The 24,334-nt window shown below is 67.6% G+C and carries 18 protein-coding genes; 5 read left to right on the top strand and 13 right to left on the bottom strand.

All coding sequences use genetic code 11. The features are described 5' to 3' along the window. Positions 1-888: alpha/beta hydrolase family protein (locus tag GH2_RS20825; protein ID WP_066172535.1), on the top strand; the 888-nt coding region annotated here is incomplete at its 5' end. A gap of 10 nt (positions 889-898) precedes the next feature. On the opposite strand, the gene GH2_RS20820 is transcribed toward GH2_RS20825, so the two are convergent. The 3 genes from GH2_RS20820 to gltB form a co-directional block, all read right to left on the bottom strand. Then, the gene (locus GH2_RS20820; RefSeq protein ID WP_157086185.1) at positions 899-1,987 is read right to left on the bottom strand and encodes a YdcF family protein; all 1,089 of its coding nucleotides are present in this window, start codon (positions 1,985-1,987) and stop codon (positions 899-901) included. Between the two features lie 130 nt (positions 1,988-2,117). Further along, positions 2,118-3,572 carry a glutamate synthase subunit beta gene (locus GH2_RS20815; RefSeq protein WP_066172515.1) on the bottom strand — a complete coding sequence of 485 codons (1,455 nt, stop codon included), beginning with the start codon at positions 3,570-3,572 and terminating at the stop codon, positions 2,118-2,120. Further along, positions 3,565-8,163 (bottom strand): glutamate synthase large subunit, encoded by a 4,599-nt coding sequence (gene gltB / locus GH2_RS20810; RefSeq protein WP_066172512.1) that lies wholly within the window; start codon positions 8,161-8,163, stop codon positions 3,565-3,567. Before gltB ends, GH2_RS20815 begins: the two co-directional genes overlap by 8 nt. Before the next feature lie 213 nt (positions 8,164-8,376). Between gltB and GH2_RS20805 the strand changes: the two genes are divergently transcribed. Continuing rightward, a complete protein-coding gene (locus tag GH2_RS20805; protein ID WP_066172508.1) occupies positions 8,377-9,366 on the top strand; it encodes an alpha/beta hydrolase in 990 nt (329 codons plus the stop codon). A 536-nt stretch (positions 9,367-9,902) separates the two neighbouring features. Here the strand turns inward: GH2_RS20805 and GH2_RS20800 are convergent. The 3 genes from GH2_RS20800 to GH2_RS20790 all read right to left on the bottom strand — a co-directional run bounded on the left by GH2_RS20800 (position 9,903) and on the right by GH2_RS20790 (position 11,608). Next, the gene (locus tag GH2_RS20800) at positions 9,903-10,793 is read right to left on the bottom strand and encodes an aldo/keto reductase (RefSeq protein ID WP_066172506.1); all 891 of its coding nucleotides are present in this window, start codon (positions 10,791-10,793) and stop codon (positions 9,903-9,905) included. 61 nt (positions 10,794-10,854) lie between these two features. After that, positions 10,855-11,220, bottom strand: a complete 366-nt coding sequence (locus tag GH2_RS20795) for a DUF2255 family protein (protein WP_066172503.1) — start codon at positions 11,218-11,220, stop codon at positions 10,855-10,857. A gap of 124 nt (positions 11,221-11,344) precedes the next feature. Beyond that, positions 11,345-11,608 (bottom strand): hypothetical protein, encoded by a 264-nt coding sequence (locus GH2_RS20790; protein WP_066172500.1) that lies wholly within the window; start codon positions 11,606-11,608, stop codon positions 11,345-11,347. A gap of 33 nt (positions 11,609-11,641) precedes the next feature. Here GH2_RS20790 and GH2_RS20785 point away from each other — a divergent pair, with 33 nt between their 5' ends. Further along, positions 11,642-12,034 carry a YccF domain-containing protein gene (locus tag GH2_RS20785; RefSeq protein WP_066172499.1) on the top strand — a complete coding sequence of 131 codons (393 nt, stop codon included), beginning with the start codon at positions 11,642-11,644 and terminating at the stop codon, positions 12,032-12,034. Positions 12,035-12,045: 11 nt separating this feature from the next. Here the strand turns inward: GH2_RS20785 and GH2_RS20780 are convergent, their stop codons facing one another. From GH2_RS20780 to nagA, 5 genes are all read right to left on the bottom strand, one after another. Further along, on the bottom strand, positions 12,046-13,743 hold the full coding sequence (locus GH2_RS20780; protein ID WP_066172498.1) for a SulP family inorganic anion transporter: 1,698 nt from the start codon (positions 13,741-13,743) through the stop codon (positions 12,046-12,048). After that, positions 13,733-14,374 carry an MBL fold metallo-hydrolase gene (locus GH2_RS20775; protein ID WP_066172495.1) on the bottom strand — a complete coding sequence of 214 codons (642 nt, stop codon included), beginning with the start codon at positions 14,372-14,374 and terminating at the stop codon, positions 13,733-13,735. The genes GH2_RS20780 and GH2_RS20775 overlap by 11 nt, the downstream gene beginning before the upstream one ends. After that, positions 14,371-15,459, bottom strand: coding sequence for an S-(hydroxymethyl)mycothiol dehydrogenase (locus tag GH2_RS20770; protein WP_066172492.1), 1,089 nt, complete (start codon positions 15,457-15,459; stop codon positions 14,371-14,373). Before GH2_RS20770 ends, GH2_RS20775 begins: the two co-directional genes overlap by 4 nt. Before the next feature lie 16 nt (positions 15,460-15,475). Continuing rightward, complete coding sequence (locus GH2_RS22155; RefSeq protein ID WP_066172488.1) at positions 15,476-16,078, bottom strand: Rho termination factor N-terminal domain-containing protein; 603 nt, start codon at positions 16,076-16,078, stop codon at positions 15,476-15,478. A gap of 144 nt (positions 16,079-16,222) precedes the next feature. Further along, complete coding sequence (nagA, locus tag GH2_RS20760; protein ID WP_066172532.1) at positions 16,223-17,359, bottom strand: N-acetylglucosamine-6-phosphate deacetylase; 1,137 nt, start codon at positions 17,357-17,359, stop codon at positions 16,223-16,225. Between the two features lie 286 nt (positions 17,360-17,645). Between nagA and GH2_RS20755 the strand changes: the two genes are divergently transcribed. Continuing rightward, complete coding sequence (locus GH2_RS20755) at positions 17,646-18,206, top strand: DUF2812 domain-containing protein (RefSeq protein ID WP_066172485.1); 561 nt, start codon at positions 17,646-17,648, stop codon at positions 18,204-18,206. 48 nt (positions 18,207-18,254) lie between these two features. Here the strand turns inward: GH2_RS20755 and GH2_RS20750 are convergent, their stop codons facing one another. After that, on the bottom strand, positions 18,255-19,862 hold the full coding sequence (locus GH2_RS20750) for a DUF222 domain-containing protein (RefSeq protein ID WP_066172482.1): 1,608 nt from the start codon (positions 19,860-19,862) through the stop codon (positions 18,255-18,257). Positions 19,863-20,017: 155 nt separating this feature from the next. On the opposite strand from GH2_RS20750, the gene GH2_RS20745 reads away from it, so the two are divergent. After that, positions 20,018-20,497 (top strand): TY-Chap domain-containing protein, encoded by a 480-nt coding sequence (locus GH2_RS20745; protein WP_066172479.1) that lies wholly within the window; start codon positions 20,018-20,020, stop codon positions 20,495-20,497. 21 nt (positions 20,498-20,518) lie between these two features. On the opposite strand, the gene GH2_RS20740 is transcribed toward GH2_RS20745, so the two are convergent. Further along, on the bottom strand, positions 20,519-24,268 hold the full coding sequence (locus GH2_RS20740; RefSeq protein WP_066172477.1) for an NACHT and WD repeat domain-containing protein: 3,750 nt from the start codon (positions 24,266-24,268) through the stop codon (positions 20,519-20,521). Positions 24,269-24,334 lie beyond the last annotated feature (66 nt).

Raw genomic sequence — 24,334 nt, 5'->3', positions numbered from 1 at the left:
GCCCCCGAAGTCTCACCGGCGCAGCCTGCACACCGCGGAGAGGCAGCCCGTGCGCTCGCGAACGTCGAGTCGTCGTCCGACGTGACGGTGGACCGTTACCTGTACCCGACGACGACCGGCGATCGGGACGATCGCCAGAACTGGGCCGACGTGTACCTGCCGCCGGGCGAGCATGAGAAGAACAGTGTGCCTCTCGTAGTCCTCATTCACGGTGGCGGGTGGGAATCCAAGCTCGGGGCCGACGTGTTCGTCTCACTGTCCAAGCGCCTTGCTGAACGCGGGTTGGCGGTCTACAACCTCGAGTACCGCCGAGTCGGGTCCGGCGGCGGATGGCCGACCACATTCAAAGACGTGGCGGCGGCGCTCGACTTCGTACCGCACGTCCAGTCTGCGTTGCCAGAGATCTCGCTGCACAACGCCATCGTCGTCGGACACTCTGCGGGCGGACAGTTGGCGATGTGGTCGGGCACCAGGCACAACCTCGAACCCGACGAGATCGGTGCCAGTCCGGTGTTCAGGCCCACTTACGCGATCTCCCTCGCCGGCACACTCGACATGCGGCAGGCGGTGCTCAACGGAAACCCCCGTGCCCGTCGAGTGATGGGCGGCCTGCCCAGTGAAGTGCCGTCGCACTACACGTCGGTCAGTCCCATCGAGAATATCGACCCCGACATGCCCATCATCGCGATGACCGGCACCGCTGACACCGTGGTCCCGCCCAGCATGTCGTCGAACTACGTCAAAGCAGTGAAGAAGGCGGGCGGTCGCGGGGCCCTCGTCACTTTTCCCGGCGTCGACCACACTCGGATCGTCGCCCCCGACGCGGAGACCTTTCCACAGATCATCGAGACCATCAGCCGAGCAGCGCACGACGCACACGAGGACTGACTCCCGACGGTCAACGCCCCGCGAATGCGTCGACGACCTCCGTCTGCAGGTTGCTGAGGTACCAGACCATGACGAGCAGCGCCCAGACCAGGCACGTCATCCCGGCCCAGACGGCCAGGTTGGTTCGACGGTAATGGACCAGGCAGGCTGTGAATTCGCGGAGAAAGCCCGCAGGAACGTAGTACGCGGCCGTCGGCGCCCCGACCACGGTCGCCTCAATGCCGAGTCGTCGCGTTAACGATGCCGTGCGCAAGACGTGGAAGTTGCTCGTCACCACGGTAAGCGATGTGCCCCGTCCCCTTTCCGCGAGGAGGGCCTTCGAGTTGATCAGATTCTCCTCGGTGTTGGTGGACGCGTCCTCGCGGACGATGCGTCGCTCGTCGACGCCTGCGTCGATCGCGTACCGAGCCATGGCCTCGGCTTCGGAAATCACCTCGTCGTCGCCCTTTCCGCCGGAGAGCACGAACAGCGGTCGGCCACCGGGGCCCGTCGCCGCGTCGAGGACCTCGATCCCCCGATCGATTCGTGAGCCCAACAGGGGCGTGACTTCTTCGCCACGGAGTCCAGCACCGAGCACGACGACGGCGTCGGGTGAACCAGGTCGACTGATTCGGTCGTATAGCACCGCGTAAGCGGTGTATCCGAGAAGCTCCACCACGACCATAGCGATCGGGACGACGACCAGCGGCACAACGACTGTGATGAACACATACGACTCGATCGACGTCACCGCGATCACCGTGCCTACCGCCGCACAGAGGCTCGCGAGGAGAAGGCCGCCGAAGACGGCCGGCACCAGCGTCGCGATGCGGATCCCCTCGCGACGGACCACGGTGACCGTGTTGATCAGAAGGTATGCACCGGCCGCCGCCATCGCGAAGAAGATCAGCAGTACCGGTCCGAAGACGGCGAGGTCGGAGACATCGGACTCGGGAGACACCCACGACGCCAGCAGCGCCGCGAAAATCCAGGTGACGATCAAGCACCCGATGATGGCCAGCCCGTAACCGGTTCTGCGCGGTTCCCTGATGATCCACGCTGCGGTTCCCAACCACAGAACCAAGGCGAGGACGCCCGCCGCAACCACCGCACCAACCACTGAACTCCTTCAGCCGAACGCCCGCTACGTACCAACCGTATCGCGGCGCAAGAGCAGTCCCCGGTTCGACACACTCTCGCTCGGCCGGGGTGCCGTCGCCGAGTCAGGCGACGGAACCCCGGCCTCCGGTTCACCGCTGCGCGACCAGCGTCGGCGTGATCGGCGACGGGAGCTGCGTCGAGCCCATCAGGTAGGCGTCGGCACCGGCAGCAGCGCTACGACCTTCTGCGATGGCCCAGACGATCAACGACTGGCCGCGACCGCAGTCGCCGGCGACGAAGACACCCGGCAGGCCGGTGGCGCCGAAGTCGTCGCCGCGCGCGATGTTGCCGCGCTCGTTGTAGGAGACGCCCAGCTTGTCGAGCAGATCTCCGCGCTCGGGGCCGACGAAGCCCATCGCCAGCAGAACGAGGTCGGCCTTCAACTCGAAGTCCGAACCCTCCACCTTCTCGAAACGACCGTTCACCATCGCGACCTCGTGCGCCTTGAGCGCAGTGATCGTGCCGTTCTCGCCTTCGAACGACTCGGTGTTCACGCTGTACACGCGCTCACCGCCTTCTTCATGGGCGGAGGAGACGCGGAACATCAGCGGGTACGTCGGCCACGGCGTCGAGTCGGCGCGCTCGATCGGCGGCTTCGGCATGATCTCGAACTGGTGCACCTTCGCAGCGCCCTGACGCAGTGCGGTGCCGAGGCAGTCCGCGCCGGTGTCGCCGCCGCCGATGATGACGACGTGCTTGCCTTCCGCGCTGATCTGCCCGTCGACGACGTCGCCGTGCTGCACGCGGTTGGACTGCGGCAGGTACTCCATCGCCTGATGGATGCCGTCCAGCTCACGGCCCGGGATCGGCAGATCGCGGCCGATCGTGGAACCGTTCGCGAGAATCACCGCGTCGTAGTCGTTGCGGAGCTGCTCCACAGTCACATCGACGCCGACGTTCACGCCGGTGGAGAACACCGTGCCCTCGGCACGCATCTGCGCCAGCCGCCGGTCGATGATCCGCTTCTCCATCTTGAACTCCGGGATGCCGTAGCGGAGGAGTCCACCGATGCGATCGGCGCGTTCGAGGACGGTGACGTCGTGGCCGGCTCGCGTCAGTTGCTGCGCGGCAGCCAGACCCGCGGGACCCGAGCCCACCACCGCGACCTTCTTACCGGTGCGCTGCGTCGGCAGAATCGGGTCGACGGTGCCGTCGTCGAACGCCTTCTCGATCAGCTCGCGCTCCACCTGCTTGATGGTGACCGCGGGCTGATTGATCCCGAGAACGCACGACGCCTCGCACGGTGCCGGGCACAACCGCCCGGTGAACTCCGGGAAGTTGTTGGTGGCGTGCAGCCGGTCCATGCCCTCGGCCCACTGGTCGCGATACACCAGGTCGTTCCATTCGGGAACCAGGTTCCCGAGTGGACAACCGTTGTGGCAGAACGGGACACCGCAGTCCATGCATCGGCTCGCCTGCGTCCGCAGCGTCTGCTTGTCGAAGTCTGTGTAGACCTCTTTCCAGTCCATCAACCGCAGGTCGACGGGTCGCCGAACCGGCGTCTCCCGCTCGGTGTGCTTGAGAAAACCCCTCGGATCAGCCACGTGCCGCCTCCATGATCGCTTCGTTCACATCTCGTCCGGAGCGCTCAGCGGCATCGATGGCGATGAGCACTCTCTTGTAATCGCGGGGCATCACCTTCACGAAATGCCCCTGGGCCGTTGCCCAGTCGTCGAGGATCGCCGCAGCGACCGGCGAACCGGTCTCGTCGCGATGCTCGGTCAGCAGACCCGACAGGACCGACAGGTCGTCGGCGTCGAGGGTCTCGAGTTCCACCAGCTCGGTGTTGAGGTTGTCCTCGAACTCACCGTGCGGGTTGTAGACGTAGGCGACGCCGCCGGACATGCCTGCCGCGAAGTTGCGGCCGGTGCGTCCGAGGATCACCGCGGTGCCGCCGGTCATGTACTCGCAGCCGTGGTCGCCCACGCCTTCGACGACCGCCTGCACGCCCGAGTTGCGCACGCAGAAGCGCTCACCGACGCGGCCGCGGAGGAAGATCTTGCCGCCTGTGCCACCGAACGCGATCACGTTGCCGCCGATGATGTTGTCTTCCGCGACGAACTCCGCGGGCGCCTTATGCGACGGCCGAACGACGATCTTGCCGCCGGAGAGTCCCTTACCGACGAAGTCGTTCGCGTCGCCCTCGATGCGCATGGTGATGCCGCGCGGCACGAAGGCGCCGAAGCTGTTGCCCGCCGACCCGGTGAAGTCGATCGAGATGGTGCCCTCGGGCAGACCCGGCGCTCCGTACGCCTTGGTGACCTCGTGGCCGAGCATGGTGCCGACGGTTCGGTTGACGTTGCTGATCGGCGACGACAGCGTGACGCGGGTCCCGGATTCGATGGCCGCGCGGGCCTTCTCGATCAACTCGTTGTCGAGCGCCTTCGCCAGACCGTGATCCTGTTTGCCAGAGCAGTAGAGGTCCTGGTTCATGAACGGCGACTCCGGCGTCGTCAGGATCGGCGACAGATCGAGTTTGCCCGCCTTGTGGTCGCGCCAGTGCGCCATCGCCTTGCCGGTATCGAGCGCCTCGATGTGGCCGACGGCGTCCTGCAAGGTGCGGAAACCCAACCGCGCCAACAGTTCACGGACTTCCTCGGCGATGTAGAGCATGAAGTTCTCGACGAACTCCGGCTTGCCCGAGAACCGCTCACGCAACAGCGGATTCTGCGTGGCGACGCCGACCGGGCAGGTGTCGAGGTGGCAGACGCGCATCATGATGCAGCCCGAGACCACCAGCGGAGCGGTCGCGAAACCGAACTCCTCGCCGCCGAGCAACGCAGCGATCATCACGTCACGCCCCGTCTTCAGCTGGCCGTCGACCTGCACGACGATGCGGTCGCGCAGACCGTTGAGAAGCAGCGTCTGCTGCGTCTCGGCGAGGCCGATCTCCCACGGAGCGCCCGCATGCTTCAGCGAGGTCAGCGGGCTGGCGCCGGTGCCGCCGTCGTGTCCGGAGATCAGCACGACGTCGGCGTGCGCCTTGGACACACCGGCCGCGACGGTGCCGACACCGAGCTCCGAGACCAGCTTCACGTGGATCCGCGCCTGCGGGTTCGCGTTCTTCAGGTCGTGAATCAGCTGCGCCAGGTCCTCGATCGAGTAGATGTCGTGGTGCGGCGGCGGCGAGATGAGGCCGACGCCCGGCGTGCTGCCGCGGACCTCGGCGATCCACGGGTACACCTTGTGCGGCGGCAGCTGGCCGCCCTCACCCGGCTTGGCGCCCTGGGCCATCTTGATCTGGATGTCGGTGCAGTTGCTCAGGTAGTAACTGGTAACGCCGAAGCGGCCCGAGGCCACCTGCTTGATGGCGCTGCGTCGCCAGTCACCGTTCTCGTCGTGCGTGAAGCGGCGCGGATCCTCGCCGCCCTCCCCCGAGTTCGACCGCCCGCCGAGACGATTCATCGCGATCGCGAGAGTCTCATGCGCCTCAGCCGAGATGGAGCCGTAGCTCATCGCGCCGGTCGAGAAGCGCTTGACGATCTCGCTGGCCGGCTCCACCTTGTCGAGCGGGATGGGGTCCCGGTCGCCGAAGTTGAAGTCGAACAGACCACGCAGGGTGCCCAGCCGAGCAGCCTGGTCGTCGACCATCTTCGTGTACTCCTTGAACACCGAGTACTGGCCGGTGCGGGTGGAGTGCTGCAGCTTGAACACCGTGTCCGGGTTGAACAGGTGGTACTCGCCCTCGCGGCGCCACTGGTACTCGCCGCCCACCTCGAGCTCGCGGTAGGCGCGCTCGCTGGGCCGATCGGTGAACGCGACGGCGTGGCGCTGCGCCACCTCGTCGGCGATCTCGTCGAGGCCGATGCCGTCGAGCTGGCTGTTCAGACCGGTGAAGAACTCGTCCACGACGTCCTGGCTCAGGCCGATGACCTGGAACAGCTGCGCACCGTTGTACGACGGGACCGTGGAGATGCCCATCTTGCTCATCACTTTCAAGACGCCCTTGCCTGCCGCCTTGATGTAGTTGGCGCGCGCCTTGCAGAACGCCTCGTCGTGGCTCATGCCCTCGTCGTACGGCGGAAGGGCGCCGGAGGAGAGCATGTCCTCGATGGTCTCGAAGGCCATGTACGGGTTGATGCCGCTGGCGCCGAAGCCGACGAGCAGCGCCATGTGGTGCACTTCGCGGGCGTCGCCGGACTCGATGATGATGCTGGCGCGGGTCCGGGTGCGCTCACGCACCATGTGGTGGTGCACCGCGGCCGTCAACAGCAGCGACGGGATCGGCGCGAGCGTCTCGTCGGACTCGCGATCAGAGAGCACGATGATCCGCGCACCGTCGGCGATGGCCGCCGAGACCTGTGCGCGGACGCCGTCGAGCGCACGACGCAGCCCGGCGCCGCCCTCGGCGACGGGGTACAGCCCGTGAATGTGGACCGACGGGAATCCGGTGACGTCGCCATCGATCTTCACCAGGCGCGCGAGGTCGTCGTTGTCGAGGATCGGCTGGCTGAGGACGATCTGCTTGGCGGACTCGGCGCCCGGGTTCAGCAGGTCGCGCTCACCGCCGATGCGAATGCCGAGGCTGGTGACGACCTCCTCGCGAATCGCGTCCAACGGCGGGTTCGTGACCTGCGCGAACATCTGCTGGAAGTAGTCGAACAGCATCCGCGGACGGTTCGACAGCACCGCGACGGGCGTGTCCGTGCCCATCGAACCGAGGCCTTCGCCACCGGTCGCGGCCATCGGCGAGATCAGCAGTCGCAGATCCTCCGAGGTGTAGCCGAAGACCTGCTGGCGCAGGGCGACGCGGTCGTGCGGCATGTGTGCATGCGGCGGCGACGGCAGATCGCCGAGCGCGACCTGGTTGGCGTCGAGCCACTCCTGGTACGGGTGCTCGGCCGCGAGCGAGTCCTTGATCTCCTCGTCGGCGACGATGCGTCCCTGCGCGGTGTCGACCAGGAACATCTTGCCCGGCTGCAGCCGCTGCTTGGCGATCACATCGGCCGGATCCACATCCATGATGCCGACCTCGGAGCCCAGCACGGCCAGGCCGTCCTTGGTGACCCAGATGCGCGACGGCCGCAGACCGTTGCGGTCCAGGACCGCGCCGATCACGGTGCCGTCGGTGAAGCAGACTGACGCCGGTCCGTCCCAGGCCTCCATCAGCGCCGAGTGGTACTCGTAGAAGGCCCGATGCTCGGGCTTCATGTCTTCGCTGCGCTCCCACGCCTCCGGCACCATCATCAGGACGGCGTGCGGCAGGCTCCGGCCACCGAGGTGCAGCAGTTCGAGCACCTCGTCGAACTGCGCGGTGTCCGAGGCGCCCGGGGTGCAGATGGGCAGGACCCTGTCGGTCTGGTCGCCGAACGCATCGGTGTTGATCAGCGCTTCGCGGGCGCGCATCCAGTTGGCGTTGCCGCTGACGGTGTTGATCTCGCCGTTGTGGGCGACGCGGCGGAACGGGTGCGCCAGCGGCCACGACGGGAAGGTGTTGGTGGAGAAGCGACTGTGCACCATGCCGAGCGCGCTCTCCACACGCTCGTCCTGCAGGTCCACGTAGAAGTCGCGCAGCTGCGGGGTGGTGAGCATGCCCTTGTAGACCATGGTCTGACCCGACAGGCTCGGGAAGTAGACGGTGTCGCGGCCGGGGCCGTCCTGGCCTGCGCCCTTTTCCCCGAGCTCGTTCTGCACGCGCTTGCGGACCGCATACGCCTTGCGCTCGAGGTCCATGCCGACGGCCCCGCCCACGAAGAGCTGCTTGAACGTCGGCATCGCATCGCGTGCCAGCGCACCGAGCGAGCTGTCGTCGACCGGCACCTCGCGCCAGCCGAGAAGCGTCAAGCCCTCGGAGGCGAGGATCGCCTCGACGCCGGCGACTGCCTCGGCGACGTCGCCGGATGCTTGCGGAAGGAAGGCGATGCCCGTGGCGTAGGCGCCTTCGGCGGGCAGCTCGAAGTCGACGACCTCGCGGAGGTAGCGGTCGGGGACCTGCATCATGATGCCTGCGCCGTCGCCGGTGTTGGGCTCAGCGCCCTGGGCGCCGCGGTGCTCGAGGTTCTCTAGCGCGGTGATCGCCTTCGCGACGATGTCGCGGCTGCGCCGGCCGTGGATGTCGACGACGAAGGCGACGCCACACGCGTCGTGTTCATTGGCCGGATCGTAGAGCCCGACGGGCCCCGGCAAGTGCTTCATGAATCTGCCTACTCCGCACGCCACGCTGCGTACTTGAAACGTACTGGAGAGTCCCGGAGTCAGAAGTCAGTGCGAACCAGCGCACCGCCCGGGGATTCAGCTTCATTGCTGGCCCGCTCAAGCGACGAAGTAATACTTCGTTAACACGAGAGCGCAGTACGAACAGTATTCCACTTCACCGCCGCTGAGGCAAAAAGAAGATACAGTCCCAATGTGTACTCCAGGTCACAGCCAGTTGCCGCACAGGTTTCGTGGCGCGCCCGCGCGTTCTCCCGCGGCACGCTCGCGTCCCGACCGCTGATGGCCGTCGCAAGCCGCGGAGCGCTCGCCAATCCTCGACTGCTGTCGGCCGCGAGACCGGGCATGAATCGCGGGTTGTCGCTGTTGAGCCCCGTCCCGAAGGGCACACGCGTCACGCCGGTCCACGAGTACACGGGCGGCGGCCAGGTTCGCGGCGAATGGCAGCACCGCCGATCCGACGCCTGCGTCCCCGACCCGTCGTCCGTCTCCTCGATCGTCTACTACCTGCACGGCAGCGGCTACGTGATCTGCTCGCCGCGCACTCACCGCGGACTCCTGGCACGGCTGACACATCGATCGGGCATCGGCGCCTTCAGCCTCGACTACCGCATGGGGCCCGAATACCGGTGGCCCGCCGCCGGCGACGATACGATCCGCGGGTATCGCTGGCTGCTCCGCCAGGGATTCGACCCCGAGCAGATCATCGTGGCAGGCGATTCCGCAGGCGGCCACCTCGCCCTGGATCTGATCGCGTCGAACCACATCGACGGCGTGCCTCAACCTCGGGCGATGATCCTGTTCTCCCCGCTCTACGACCCGACGTTCCAGCTGGCCCGCGACCTTGAGGCGCGAGGAGTCCGCGACCCGATCATCGACGTCGCGGGCGCCCAGAAGTTCCTCCGCCTCTACACCGGCGACGCGGATCCGAGCCATCCGCGGATGCGGGTCCGATTGACCCCCGACATGGCTCTGCCACCGACACTGATCCAGGTCGGCGCCCGCGAGATCATGGCCGACGACGCCCGCACCATCCATCGTCTCGTGCTCGACGCCGGCGGCACGTCCGAGCTGCAGGAGTGGCCCGGGCAGGGGCACGTGTTCCAGATGTTCCCCTACTTCACACCCGAGTCCCAGCGGGCCGTGCGCGCAGCCGGCGACTTCCTCGCACGACAGATCCGGTGACGTGACCGTTCAGCGGCGGCGCTGCTGCGTTCGCAGTCCACAAACGCGGTAGCTGCGCCACGAGTTCGTCGCGCGTGGCCCTATCGAGATCTGCGTCCCCGACAGCGACCGAAACCAGGCTCTCGGTCACGCACCGGTCTCGGATCACCCGCTGTTACGAGAGCGTGGGAAACTAACCAAACTGGCGCAGCGTCGCGCGAGGTCTGCGTTCGATCTGAAATCCCCGCCCCGCGCCGCCTACTGTCACATGCTGCTGAGATCTGCTTGCTCAGCACCCTCCGACGGCAATCTTCCGTCGGAAGCGCCTGAGCGAGCAGTTCTCAGCCGGGATCAGTCGGACAAAGCCTCCCCGACGACCACCGCCTCCGCCATAGAGAGGCGGCTGCGGTTCACGATCCGTCGGATTCTGCCGAGATCACCACACGATGGCAGCGCAGAACCCTTTGATACCGGCGGAACTCACGACGGTCTCGATAACCTGCGTGGCACTCGACCACCGTGGGGACGACAGGCGTAGTTCCTAGGGAGCGTGTGCTTCACGCCTCCGGAATCGGGAACAGCATCTCCTGGGTGAACTCGCGATCCGGTGCAGGACCGCTCTCGTTCCCGGTGTCGAGGGCGTCGATGCGGGCGAGTTCTTCGGCCGAGAGCTCGAAGTCGAACACCGCGAAGTTCTCGGCGATGCGGGCGGGGTTGACCGACTTGGGGATCACCGAACGGCCCTGTTGAATGCCCCACCGCAGCATGATCTGCGCCGGGCTCCGGTCGTGCCGCGCGGCGATCGCCGTGATGGTCTCGTCGTCCATCACGCTGCGGCGCTCGTCGCCCCACGGTCCGGGGTAGAACGTGATGCCGCCGATCGGCGACCATGCCTGCGTCACGATTCCCAGCTCCGCATGTTTCGCCTGCAGTGCGGGCTGCGAGTGGTAGGGGTGCAGTTCCACCTGGTTGACGGCCGGAACCACCGACGCCGTCTGCAGCAACCGGTCGAGGACGTCCGGCGAGAAGTTGCTGACGCCGATCGCACGGACCTTGCCGTCGGCCAGCAGGGTCTCGAGACCGCGGTACGCCTCTGCCGTCCGGTCGAACATCGAGACCGCGGCCTGGTGCAGGATCAGCAGATCGATGGTCTCGACACCGAGCTTGCCCGTGGCCTTGTCGAATGCGTGGATGGTCTGGTCGTACCCGTAGTCGGAGGGCCAGACCTTGGTCTCGAGAAACACGTCGGCGCGGTCGACGCCCGAGGCCCGAAGCCCTTCACCGACCTGTCGTTCGTTGCCGTACGCGGCCGCCGTGTCGATGTGTCGATAGCCGACGCGGAGCGCAGCCTCGACTGCCGCGGAGGTCTCTTCCGGAGCGCTCTGGAAAACGCCCAGCCCGATCGAGGGAAGCGTCACGCCGTTGTTGAGGGTCAAAGTCGTCGTCATCAGTGGTGTGCCCCTTGGTATTCGTTGTCGGTGTAGTCGGGAATGGTGTCGCCGTGCGCGATCACTTCGGGTCGATCCGCAGGGTGGTGCCGCGCGCCGGCTGACGATTCAACGACTGCGTGGGCGAGCCGTTGCCGTACTTGCGGCGAAACGCCTCGTCGACGGCGTCGTCGTGCGTTGGATCATCGACGTAGTCGACGGCGCGCTGCTCGCCGTTCCAGGTGATCGCGCCGCTCATCTGCCGTCGGACGCCGACGTACCAGGCGGCGTCGGGCCCATTGACCGAGCGCGCGTAGAGCGCGCCGTCGACCGCGACGTGCCAGATGATGCGGAAGCTGCGCAGAGAGCCGTCCCTACGACTGCCTGCGACTTGAATCTCGGACACCGCGTCGATCTCGGCCAGCTCGGCTGCGGTCCAGTTGCCCATCGTGTTCCTTCCGTGAGTCGTCCCTCCACTCTGACGCGATCTGACCGATCGAGGGAGGCACTGTCATTACCTGGAACACGGCCCCGACTGACGATGGGCTCGGGGCGGGGCAGCGATGCCGCCGTCACGGCTCCCAGCGGCGGCTTCGGCTCGGGTACCGCACGCGCAGGTAGCTGTACAGGTAGCTGCTCACCACGAGTGCCGACGCGGCACCGATCGCCCACCACATCCAGGCGTTCAGCAGCCCCGACCGCACGGCCGCCACCAACCAGGCGACCACCAGGATCGGAGTCAACACCACCGCGACCACCCGCACCGTCAGCACCAGGGCCGCCGCCACCGACCACAGCGCACGACGTCCTCCCGATGAATCCGGTTCGCGGCCCATGCCGACAGCGTAGCGACACCGCACAATGGAACGATGAAGACGATCCTGAACATCTTGTGGCTGGTGCTCTGTGGATTCTGGATGGCAGTCGGCTATGCGGTGGCCGGAATCCTGTGCTGCATCCTCATCATCACGATTCCGTTCGGCATCGCGTCGTTCCGCATGGCCAACTATGCGCTCTGGCCGTTCGGGCGCACCGTGATCCGCGATCCGCGCGCCGGAGCGGCGTCGACCATCGGCAACATCATCTGGATTCTTGTGGCCGGGATCTGGCTGGCCATCGGTCATCTCACGACCGGACTCGCACTGTGCATCACGGTCATCGGCATCCCGCTGGGCATCGCGAGCTTCAAGATGATCCCGGTGTCGCTGATACCGCTGGGCGCGGAGATCGTGTCGACGAACGACCCGCGCGCAGCGTACTGACCCGAGAGTTCTCAGTCGTTCTCTGCTTCGCGGAATCCCTGGACCGCGGCCTCCACGCTCGGATACACGCTGTCGGCGGCGAGGTCCGCCATGATCCGCGCGGTCTCGAGTGACTCCCGCAGTTCGGGGGTCACGCCCGCGAGGATGAAGCGAGCCTTCACCGAGTGGACGAACGCGATCAGATTCTGCAGCGCGGTCGCCGCAGAGTAGTCGACGTCCGAGATCGCCGAGCAGTCCAGCACCAACCAGCGCACGGGATCCGGAGCGCCCTTGATCAGCGCTGTCACGTCGTCGCTGAAGCGACCGACGTTCGCATAGAAGAGGTCGGCGTCGTACCGGAAGACGATCAGACCGGGCAGCGTCTGGTGCCCGGGTCGGGCACTCTGGTACCGACGCTGCCCACCGTCGCTGAGGCCGACCACGAATCGCTCGGGGCGGTACTGCCGATGGATCATCTGGAGCAGCGACATCACCATCGCGGCGATGATTCCGATGAGCACGCCGAACACGACCACCAGTGCGGTGGTGAGCACGGCGATGCCGAACTCGATCCGACGGATCCGCCAGATCCGCGCGAACCCGCCCCAGTCGATCAGTTCGACGCCGACGACGAAGACGATGGCCGCGAGCACCGCCTCGGGCAGGCGACCGAGCGGCCCCGACACCGCCACGACCACTACCAGGGTCACCCCCGCCATCGTCAGATTGGCGACCTGCGAACGGCCGCCCTGCTGATCGACGATCGCAGTCTTGGTGGGACTGCCGTTGACGACGAACGAACCCGTCAGCGCCGCGGACACATTGGCCGTGGACAACCCGAGGATGTCGCGGTTCACGTCGACCCGATCGCCGTGCCGCTGGGCGAAGCTGCGCGCGGTCGCGGCACTCTGCGCCAGAATCACCAGCACGCACCCGAACGAGATCGTGAGGATGGTCGGGAACGCCGAGACCACGTCGGCCATCGGCGGAAACCGGACGGACGGTAGCCCCGCATCGATATCACCGACGGTCGGAACCCACCGGCCGAGATCGAAGACCATCACTGCGGCGATGGACCCGATCACCACCAGGATCGGCATCGGCAGCGACGGACGGAGTCGCTTCACCGCCACCAACCCGAGCAGCGTGCACGCCGCGAACACCACGGCCTGCCAGCGGACGTGGTCGAGGTTGCGGACAACAGCCAGCCACTTCGCGAGGACGTCGCCGCCGGACTCCTTGGGTTCGCCGAGCATCCCGGGAACTTGTTCGGTGAGCACCAGGATTCCGACGCCCGCGAGGAATCCGACGAGCACCGACGTCGAGAGGAAGTCGCCGAGGAAACCGAGCTTCAGAACCCAGGCGATCACCAGGAGGACTCCGGTGACCAGGGCGATGAGGCCCGCCCACGCGAGCCATTCCGCGGTGTCCGGCGCCAGTCCGGCGATCCCGAGTCCGGCGATTCCGGACGCGATCAGTGCAGCGGTGGCGGAGTCGGCGCCGACGACGAGCAGTCTCGACGCGCCGACGAGAGCGAAAATGACCGCCGGGACGATCAGCGAGTAGAGCCCGGCACTGAGCGGCACGTGCGCAATGGAGCTGTAGCCCATCGCCTCAGGAATGGCGACGGCTGCGAGCGACGCCCCGGCGAGGACGTCGGCTCGCAGCCAAGAACGCTGATATCCGCTCAGCGCGGGCGGTGTCAGCCGTCGGAGTCGGTCAGTGACCACGACGAATCCACTCGTCGAGGTCACCTGCCTCGGCACCGACGGTGGTCTCGTCGCCGTGCCCGGTGCAGACACGAGTGTCCGGATCGAGCACCAGAATCCGGTCCCGGATCGAGGCGATGATGTCGTCGAAACTGGAGAACGACCGCCCCGTTGCGCCCGGGCCGCCCTGGAACAGGGTGTCGCCGCTGAACAGCACCTGCTCGGACGGCGACCAGATGACGCACGACCCCGGCGAATGGCCGGGCGTGTTGATCACCTGGAGTTCCTGCCCGCCGACGGCGATCCGCTGACCGTCAGTCAGCTCGCCGTGCGGCACTCCCGGATGGGTCTGCTCCCACAGCATCTCGTCGGCCGCATGCAGCAGGATCGGCGCTCCGGTCGCCTCGGCCAGCTCGGGGGCCACCCCGATGTGGTCGTTGTGCGCGTGTGTCAGCACGATCGCCACGACCTTCCGGTCGCCCACCGCAGCCAGGATCGGCGTGGCGTCGTGCGCGGCGTCGATGATGACGGCCTCGGCGTCGTCGCCGACCACCCAGATGTTGTTGTCCACGTCCCAGGTTCCGCCGTCGAGCGAGAACGTGCCCGACGTGACGACCCGGTCGATGCGCAATGCGCCGGCAGCGGCGGTCACAACGTCACCACCGAACGCAGGACGCGGCCCTCCTCCATGGCCTTGAACGCGGCGTCGACGTCGTTGATCCCGATCCGCTCGGTGACGAACTTGTCGAGCGGAAGCCGTCCCTGCAGGAACAGGTCGATCAGCATCGGGAAGTCGCGTTCAGGCAGGCAGTCGCCGTACCAGGACGATTTGAGCGCGCCGCCGTGGCTGAAGAAGTCCACCAGCGGCATCTCCAGGCGCATCTCGGGCGTCGGAACGCCGACCAGCACCACGGTGCCCGCGAGATCCCGGGAGTAGAACGCGGTCTGGTAGGTCTCCGGACGACCGACGGCGTCGATCACCACATCGGCACCGAATCCGCCGGTGAGTTCCTTGACCGCCGCGGCGACGTCGTCGATGGCCGACGCGTCGATGGTGTGGGTGGCGCCGAGGTCGGTGGCCCACTCGAGCTTGCTGGCATCACGGTCGACGGCGATGATCGTGGTGGCGCCCGCGAGCTTGGCGCCCGCGATGGCGGCATCGCCCACACCACCGCAGCCGATGACGGCGACCGAATCGCCACGGCCCACATTGCCGGTGTTCACGGCGGCGCCGAGGCCCGCCATCACACCGCAGCCCAGCAGGCAGGCGACGGCCGGATCGGCGGACTCGTCGACCTTCGTGCACTGTCCCTCGTGGACGAGCGTCTTCTCCGCGAACGCACCGATTCCCAGCGCGGGCGAGAGCTCGGTGCCGTCGGTGAGGGTCATCGGCTTGCTGGCATTGAACGTGTCGAAGCAGTACCACGGCCGACCGCGCTTACACGCCCGGCACTCACCGCAGACGGCACGCCAGTTCAGGATCACGTAGTCGCCGACCTCGACATGCGTCACCGACTCGCCCACCGATTCGACGATGCCCGCGGCCTCGTGACCCAGCAGGAAGGGGTACTCGTCATTGATACCGCCGGTGGCGTACGCCAAGTCCGTATGGCACACACCGCAGGTGCTCACCTTCACCACGACATCGTTGGCGCCCGGCTCCGGGATCACGATGTCGACGAGTTCAGTCGGAGCGTTCTTGGTGCGGGAGATGACTCCCTTGACGACAGTGGGCACAGAGCCTCCTAGGTAGTTAACCGAGGGCAGCGATCAGTTCTGCCTTCTTCATCGTCGAGTATCCCTTGATTCCTGCGGCTTTGGCATCCGCACGGAGATCTGCGACCGTCTTGGACGCATTCGCCGACTTGGCCGACTTGGCAGACTTGGCCGCAGGCTTGGATGCTGCAGGCTTCGAGGCAGCGGGCTTGGTGGCAGGCTTGGGCGCCTTCGCAGGTGCGGGCTTCGCAGCGGCCGGCTTCTTATCGGCACCGGGCTTCGCAGCAGGCGTGGGCTTATTCTCAGCAGCCTTCGCTCCGGGCTTGGCGTCTGGGACCTTCGTCGCTGCCGGCTTGGACTCTGCGGGCTTGGCTGCTGCGGGCTTGGACTCTGCCGACTTCTTGTCTGCGGACTCGGCACCCGTCGCCTTCGTTTCCGCGACCGGCTTCTTCTCTGCGGCAGGCTTGGCGGCGGCGGGTTTCGGTGCGACCGCAGGCTTTTCGGCCTTCGGAGCAGGCTTGGGCGCCAACGGCGAGCGAGCCAGGACCGCGTCACGCAGAGCGACGACCTCGCTCGACAGCCGGGCGATCTCCTTCTCGAGTCGCTTGATCAGGCCTTTGTTCTTGCTCTTCCCACTCATCACTGGCGTCCTCCACGGTTTTCGATTCCAGGGTTTTCGGTTCCAGCCGGAGTGTCCGACCGGCTCAATTGTGACCCTACTGCGGCAAAACCCGAGGAAGCGACCCGCCGAGGGTCATCGACTGCTCGTCCCGCCGGACACCGGTCAGTGCGACGAGAACACCTCGGCCACCGTCAGATCCGCGTCGAGAATCACCACGTCGGCCCGTCGTCCGACGGCGATCGACCCGATGTCGGCACGGCCCAGGACCCGAGCCGGATTCCCTGAAGTCATTGCCGCACAAGCGATCAGCACCTCATCCGGGTAGTGGTCGGCACGTCCTCGCAGGCCTGCGGCAGTCCGCGCGAAGAGGCGGTCCATGGTCGCGGTGCCGCCCGCGATGGCGCCGGTGTCCGTCACGCGCGCCACCCCGTCGCTCACCGTCACCGCCAACGAACCCAACATGTACTCCCCGTTCGCCATGCCCGCGGCGACCATCGCATCGGTGACCAGGGCGACGCGGTCGATGCCGACCGCGCGCTGCACGTCGCGCACCAGGGCCGGGTGCAGATGAACCCCGTCACCGATCATTTCGACGACGACGCGGTCGTCGTCCATCAACGCGAGCGGCGGTCCGGGTTCACGATGGGTCAGCGGCGCCATGGCGTTGAAGAGGTGCGTCGCCACCCGCGCGCCGCGGTCCACGGCGTCGCGGACCTGCTCGTACGTCGCATCGGTATGTCCTACCGCGACCACGACGCCGGCGTCGACGAACCGGTCGATCGCCGCCGGGGCGCCGGGGAGTTCGGGAGCGATCGTGACCATCGCGACGGTACCGTCCGCCACGGTCAGGACTTGGTCGATCTCGTCGAGCGCCGGATTCCGCAGTACGTCGGGGTCGTGGGCGCCGCAGCGCACACGGCTGATCCACGGGCCTTCGAGATGGATGCCCGCGCTGACCCCCCGACGGACGAGGTCGCGCAGGCGCTCGACGATCACCAGCAGATCCTCGGGCGACGCGCTCACCGTGCTGGTGATGGTGGTCGTGGTGCCGTGTCGACGGTGGAAGTCGGCGGCGGCACGGACGTCGTCGGCCACACCGTCGGTGTACGACGCCCCTCCCCCGCCGTGCACGTGCATGTCGACGAAACCCGGGACCGCGATACCGCCCGGGAAGTCGCGATCGGCAGGATGCGGCGGCGCACCGTCGCCGACGTCCGCGATGACGCCGTCGACGGAATGGATCCAGCCGGGCCGGAGGACACGGTCGCCGGCCACCACGGCCCCGGCGCTGATGATCATCGTCTCGCTCACCACTGGAGCCTTCCGTTCTGCCGACAGCGGCGTCTCGCCGAACGTTCCGGAGTCTATCGGCAGCCTTGCACAGCCGCGGACGGATCGACGCGAGACGCCCCCGACCTGGAGACATCCGAACGAATCTTGTCGCCCATACGCGTGACCCTGCGGCCTCTATCAGGCCATAGAGACGATAGGTGAGTTCAGTCTCAATATCCTTGACCAGCTGCGCACGCGCACGGAAGGTGGAGCCATAAGCCCGCCTATGCGGTCGCCCCCTGGAGGTTTCCCCATGAGCACCACAACCTGGTTCGCACCATTCCTGCGTCCCGCACCCGCCGCCTTCGAGCAATGGCTTGAGGCGAAGGCCGCCGACGGTCAGATCCTGACCGACTACACCTGGCTGAGCCCGGTTCGGATGACGTTCACCGAGTCCGCCCCGGCACAGGTCCGGTACGTGGTGGAACGCCGCGCCAACCCGGCGCCCGTCGACTACTTCCGGTTCCGCGAGGCGGAGGGCTGGCACCATGTCGGCCGCGCCGCCGACCTGCACATCTGGAGTCGGCACTACACCGATCGACGCCCCGCGGGGTTCATCGGCGTCGACCTGGAGCGCCGCGCGTCCCTGCTGGGCGTTGGTCTCGCCGTGATCGCCATGGTCACGATGATCGCCGCTGTCGCGATGGCCGCAACCTCGATCGCCGTGAGTGCATCCGCCGCACTGTGGGCGCCCGCGATCGCGCTCGGCGTGGTCGGCGTGGCGGCGACCTTCGGGGCCGCGACATTCGCCGTCTCCGAACGACGTGCACGAACCGACGAGACGCGAGCGCCACGCACCCGCGTCAGCGCCTGACGCCCCGATCAACGACCGCCGGCCCGCGGCGGACGAACGAACGAGAACTCAGAACGGGGGTTGCCCGTCGGCAGCCGCCATCGCCGCGACGCGAGCTTCTTGCGCCTCGCGGGCGCGGCGGTTGGCTGCCCGGCGTTGCATGCGGTAGCGGTGCTTGGCCTGCACCCGCGATGAAGTTTGTTCTGGTGCGTGCTCGGCGTGTCCGATCCCCGGGTGTGTCGTACCCGCCTCAGTGTCGGGGTGTGAGCACGGAATGAGTCCGAGTTCGGGGAGCAGCCATGTGTTGGCCGCCTGCTGGCGGACGGTCACGCCCTCCGGGGTGGTGACCTCGGTCCAGACCACACCGTTGGCGTCGACGATCTGATCATCGAGCCAACCGTCGGCGTGGGTTTTCAACCCGTGATGGAACGTGCATTTCGGATTCAGGTTGCACAGGCAGGTCGGACCACCCGCGGCGGGGGCGGTGTGGTCGAACTCGGTGACATGATCGAGCTCGCACCGCCACGCCGGACGATCACAGCCGGCCCAGGAGCAGGTGCCGAACAGTCCGCGGACCGCCGTGTCCAACGCGGCCGTCGGCCGGTACGGATTCCCGGGCTGGCACATCCGATCAGCCAGGTCAGCGACCTGTAGCGGGCGGCACACCGCATCCGGGCGGGCCGCGAGGTCCCGAACATGGGCGGCGGAGATCGGGCCGTGCCCGTCCATCACCGCCGGCACCTCCGACACCCCGTCGAGAGTTTCCTGCCGGGTCACCACGTGCACCACGATCCTCGCGCACCGCGCCGCCACCTGCGCTTCCGACAACTCCGCTCCACAATCGTCCCGCTGACATTCGCAGGTGAACGGCACACCGGCCATCCGCGCGACGGCCGCATCCGCACGCAACTGGCCACGGGTCCGCGGATCGTGACGGCAGACGCCGGCGATGACCGCGTCGATGGCGTCTTTGCACAGGAGTGCGTCCTCGGGCGTGGTGGTGACGATGACCTCCGAGGCGGTGTCGTTGAGCGGGTTGATCACCATCTTCTTGGCGGCTTTGGCCTGCTCGCGGGTCACGGTCACCGCATCCCGATCATGCTCGGCGACGATCGCGGCCACCGCGTCTTCGACGCGCCGCGCCGACAACCCACCCATCGTCGTCAACCGGTGTGCGATCTCGGCATCGATGAATGCCAACAACTCCGCATCGTCGACCAGGGCGGTCTGCTCCACCACCCGCTGAAACCACGCCGCCGTGATCACCCCGTCCCGCAGCAGCCGCCCGACCGCCGGGATGCGTTCGAAGCAGGCTTGTGCGGCTTCGACGAACCGTTCGGCGGTGCATTGGCGGACGCCGGCGACGGTGGCGTAGGAGGCGGCGACCTGACACAGGGGGTCGTACACCCGCGTGTACACGTCGGTGGCGCCGGTGGCGTCGGCCTGCGCCATCCGCGTCCGGAGCAGTCCGTACACCGCCTGATAGCGGTACCACCGCAGGAGTCCGCCGACCGACTCCGCGTGCGCGGCGAACACCAACGCCGCAGCGTCATCGGACTGCGGCTTGCCGACCGTCTCCGGCCGCGGCACACACATCACGATCGCCTCATCGGTGACCTGTACCGACGCACCCACCACACCCGTCCGACCTGCCGGACCCATCGTCGCCACCGCCATGACACCCTCCCCAGCCAACGAAACCAAAACAACCCTGATCTAGAACTCACGTTCGATGATAGGCGCAGGGTCTGACAAAACCGGATAAGTCCTGAGTCCACTGATCTCGTCGGTGGTCGTTGTTATCGTGGGGCCAAGCCCGTAGGAGGTCCACGATGGTCAACGCATCCGATGTCTTCTCCGAGTCCGCCTTCGACGCCGCGCTCGACCGGATCTGGGTCCGCTTCCGCTGCGAGTTGGCCGACCGGCTCGACAGCATGAACGCCGAACACCCGATCAGCGTGTATGCGCTCTGGACCGAGATGTTCGGCCCGCAGCCCGCGATCACCTTCACCCACACCGGCAACTGCCGACTGAGGCTCACCGTCACCACCCGCGATCTGTTCCCCTACGGTCCGGAGGACCAGGAGCGGGTCGCGCTGTTGGTGACCGACGGATGGCGGCCGCTCCGCGACGGGACCTGCATCCGAGAGTTCGCCCGGCGCCGGGTCGACGCCGCGGCGATGTCTGCCCAGTACGCGCTTCGCGATGTGTGGGACGTCCCCGACCCCACCTACCTGGTCTCGGATCAGGATCGAGACCTGCGGACCTTCGTGACGTCCCACGCCGCGGCACGCGAGCCGAAAATGCGGTGATCCCGGCTCAGGCGCCTTCTGCTATCCGGCAGGGCACCCGTCGTCCGCCGACAGCCGCCCCAGGTAGCGGACACGTTCCGCTGTGGTGAGCGGACGCGTTGTTCGGCAGATCCAGGCGCGCGCCGCGTCGACGTCGGTGCCCTGCAGATAGACGACGCCGGTGCCGTCGCCCGCCACCGGGTACACGTCGCCGTCGCCGAGTTCGGTCGGTAGCACCCAGCGCGTGACGGTGTGTGACCTTCCCAGCACCGGAGTCACGGCGGAGCCTTCCGCCAACCGCCCGGCGTCGTCGATCTGGAAGTCGGTGATCTCACGGGTCCCCCGCCCGACCATCACGCTGGTGCCCGATCGGCCGATGGTGTCGGCGTACACCCCGCCGATCCGGCTCGCGATCTCCGGAGCGTCATCGGTGAGCCGCCAGACGACGAGGTCCTCGCCACCGGTCACCAGGTAGTTCCCGTCTCCGGTGAACACGGTGGCGGCCACCTGCTGTCCCATCGGCAGCACCGTCGCACGCGGTGCGACGTCGCTGAGTCGGTAGACATACGCGTTGCCGTCGTCGGAGCCGACGGCGAGTCGGTTTCCGTCGGCGGAGTAGCTGACGGTCCGAATCAGATCCGAGGGACCGATGAGCGGTGCGCCGATCCGTGTCGGCGCAGCGGGGTCGCCGACGTCCCATCGTTGAATCGACATATCGGTGCTGCCGATCGCGAGTTCACGCGTGCCGGGTGCGAAGGCGACCGGGAACGCGTAGCGGGTGTCGATCCGCAGCTCGCCTGCGCGACGCGGCCGGTCCGGATCGGCGATGTCCCACAGTTCGACGAGTCCGCCGTTGTTGTTCACCGTCGCCGCCAGGGATCCGTCGGTGGTGACGGCGACCCGCGGCCGGTTGTTGGCGCGGCGCTCGATGCCGATGCTCGAACGTCGACGCCAAGCGCCGTCGTGGTCAGTCCACACGTTCATGCGTGCGTCGGAGCCGACGGTGGCCAGCGTCGTCCCCGTCCCGTCCACGTCGACGCTGCTGATCAGCGCGCCGCGATCCGGGAGCAGTCCGGACGGAATGGTCCAGATGTCGATGCTGCCGTCGGAACGACCGACCACCAGCTCGTGCCCGTCGGGACTGAACGTGGTGCTCATCATCCGAGCCGAGCCGAGTTCCGGCGACCGTTGCAGGTCCCACAGCGGCAGCGATCCGGCGGCCGTCGAGGTGTTCCACACATGGACCACGCCGTCGAATCCGGCACGCGCGAGCATCGGCTGCTCCGGGTTCGCGGCGATGGACCACGACCCCGCGGTGACGCCCGGAACCGCGGTGTCCTCCGGTGTCGGCGCCGCCGGGTCTGCGACGTTCCACAGTTGCACGTTGGCGCTGTCGCCGGTCACGGCCAGCACGCGATCACCGGGCAGGAAGGCCAGCGCGTGGGTGATGCTCGGGAATCCGGTCAGCGGCGCCCCGATCGGCCGCGGGCTGTCGGAGTCCGCGTCGGTCCAGAGCCGGACCGTCTGGTCCTCACCTCCGGTGGCCAGCACCGTGCCCGCAGCGTTGAACGCCAGTGTCCGGACCGGGCCGCGATGGCCGCGCAGCACGGCGGTCTGCACCGGCGGCTGGGTGCCGTTGATGCGATAGACGGTGACGGTGCCGTCGTCCGAACTGGTGACGAGGTGTCTGCCGCTGGGACTGAACCGGGTCAGATAGGCCGCGCCGGCACCCGGGCGGAGGACGGCGATCTGCGTCGGTGACCGACGGTCGGACAGGCTCCACACGCGGACGGTGCCGTCACCGCTCGCCGCGGCGACCAACTGCGCCGACTCGTCGAAGGTCACCGAAGTGACGAACGTGCCGAAGCCGCGCAGGGTCGCGATCGTGGTGAACGGTCGAGACCGGCCGTCGGCGCGCTCCCAGATGCGCACCGTGCGGTCGTTGCCCGCGGTGGCGAGCAGCCGGCCGTCATGGGAGAAGACGACGTCGTAGACGGCGCCGTCGTGCCCGTCCAGCGAGCGCGCCAGCGGCGACATGTACGCCGCCAAGAGACCGCTGCGGACACGTCGGTCGTCCGGGTACCGGCGGTCGGCGATCGTGAGGATTCGCGCGGCCAACGACGGATCGGCGTTGGCCAGGCCATCGATGCTCGCCATGACGGCGGTGTGCTCGGCGCCGTTGCGCTGGCGCTCCAGGTCGGCGGACTGCTTCAGCGCGATCACGGCTGTGACGACGGCGGCCAGGCCCAGGACGATCACCGCGCCGACGGCGCCCATTCGGAGGCGCCCGCGCCTGCGCTGCTGGTGCCGCGCCGCATCGAGGAAGTCGACCGACCCCGCGGGCATCAGGATCTGGCGGTGCTGCCCGAGTTCGGTCCGATGAGCGAGGGCGGTCTCCAGCCGGGCGCCGCTGTACAGGTAGTCGGCGCGGCGGTCGTTCCGGTTCCACGTCTCGGCGTCTTCGGCGAGCTGCTGCCGCCACTGCAGGCGGTCGGCGTCGGCGGCGATCCAGCCGGCCATCCGCGGCCATGACGAGAGGACGGCATCGTGGATGAAGGTGACTGCGTCGGCGCCAACGGTCAGCAGGCGGGAGTCGGCGAAGGCGTCAATGACGCGCATCACCGACGGCGAGAACCGTTCCCGCAACTCAGTCGGCGACACGGCGTGGCGCATCGGTGTCCGGCGAGGGCCGAAGTCGATGAGCGAGAGGAGGACCGCACGGGCCTCCTCGCGATCGGCGGGATCGAGGGCCGCCCAGGTGGCCTCCGCGGTCTCCGCGACCGCCGACGTGATGCCGCCCGACTCCCGATACGCGGCGACGGTCAGCCGATTCCCGGTCCGGGCAGACCACATCACCTGCAGTGCATGCGCCAGAAGAGGGAGGTGTCCGGCGCGATCCCCCTCCGGCGACGCCTGGTGCAGGTCCTCGATCATGAGGTCGGCGAGGCCGTCGTCGATCTTGCCGCCTGCGAGCGCGACCGGCTCGGTGATGACGCTGCGCAATTGTTCGTCGGACATCTCCGCGACGATCATCGATCTGTCCTGCCACGCGCGCGCCAGCCCCGGGTACTCGACGCACTGGCGGTAGAAGTCCGCACGAATGCCGAGGACGACCACCCCGCCCGCATCGGCCAGGACCGCGATCTGCGTCAGCACGGCGCGCCGGTCGGCCTCATCGAGCGCGAAGACCTCCTCGAACTGATCCACCACCAGCAGCGGCGCGTCGGCGGTCACCAGGCTCGTCAGCTCACTCACAGCCACCCGAACAGCCTGGTTCCACGGTTCCTCGGCACGGGCGAGCCCGGCGCCCAGGAGTGACGATTTGCCCGCGCCGGACACCCCGGTGACGACGACGAGCCGTCCGCTGTCGGCCGCATGTGCGGAGCGGAGGAGCGCTGTCAGCGCTGCGACCGTGTGGTCCCGGCCGAAGTAGCGGTCCCGATCGGCCGCGCTCATCGACGCCAGACCGGGGAACGGCGCGTCGAGCCTCTGCACGGGCGTCGGCTCGTGGTGGTGTCGCCAGAGTTCACGCCACTGCTTGAGTGACAGCAGGTCGTCGGCGCCTGCGTCGAGCGCGCGCCGATTGAGCCACATGATCAGTGGTTCGACAGCTTCGAAGTCCCGCGGGATGTGCCTGCCGTTCCGCCAATCGCTGATCCGCTGCTGCGTCGCCTCCGCCCGGCCCAACGCCGCCATGCCCTGTGCTGCCAGTCGCAACGTGGGTTTGCCGGCTTGGCGGAACAGACGGGCGAGCGCCGGACCGAACTCGCTCTCCGGCGGCGTCGTGGTCACAGTCCGAGGCTAGCCGAGGCCGACCGCTCACCGTACAGATGCGTCGTTGTTCCAGAAGCGCGCGAT

It is taken from the genome of Gordonia hydrophobica NBRC 16057 (assembly GCF_001592365.1).
In the GTDB taxonomy this organism is placed as follows: Bacteria; Actinomycetota; Actinomycetes; order Mycobacteriales; family Mycobacteriaceae; genus Gordonia; species Gordonia hydrophobica.
The sequence above is the reverse complement of the archived record's forward strand: the minus strand, read 5'-3'. Positions and strand labels throughout refer to the sequence as shown.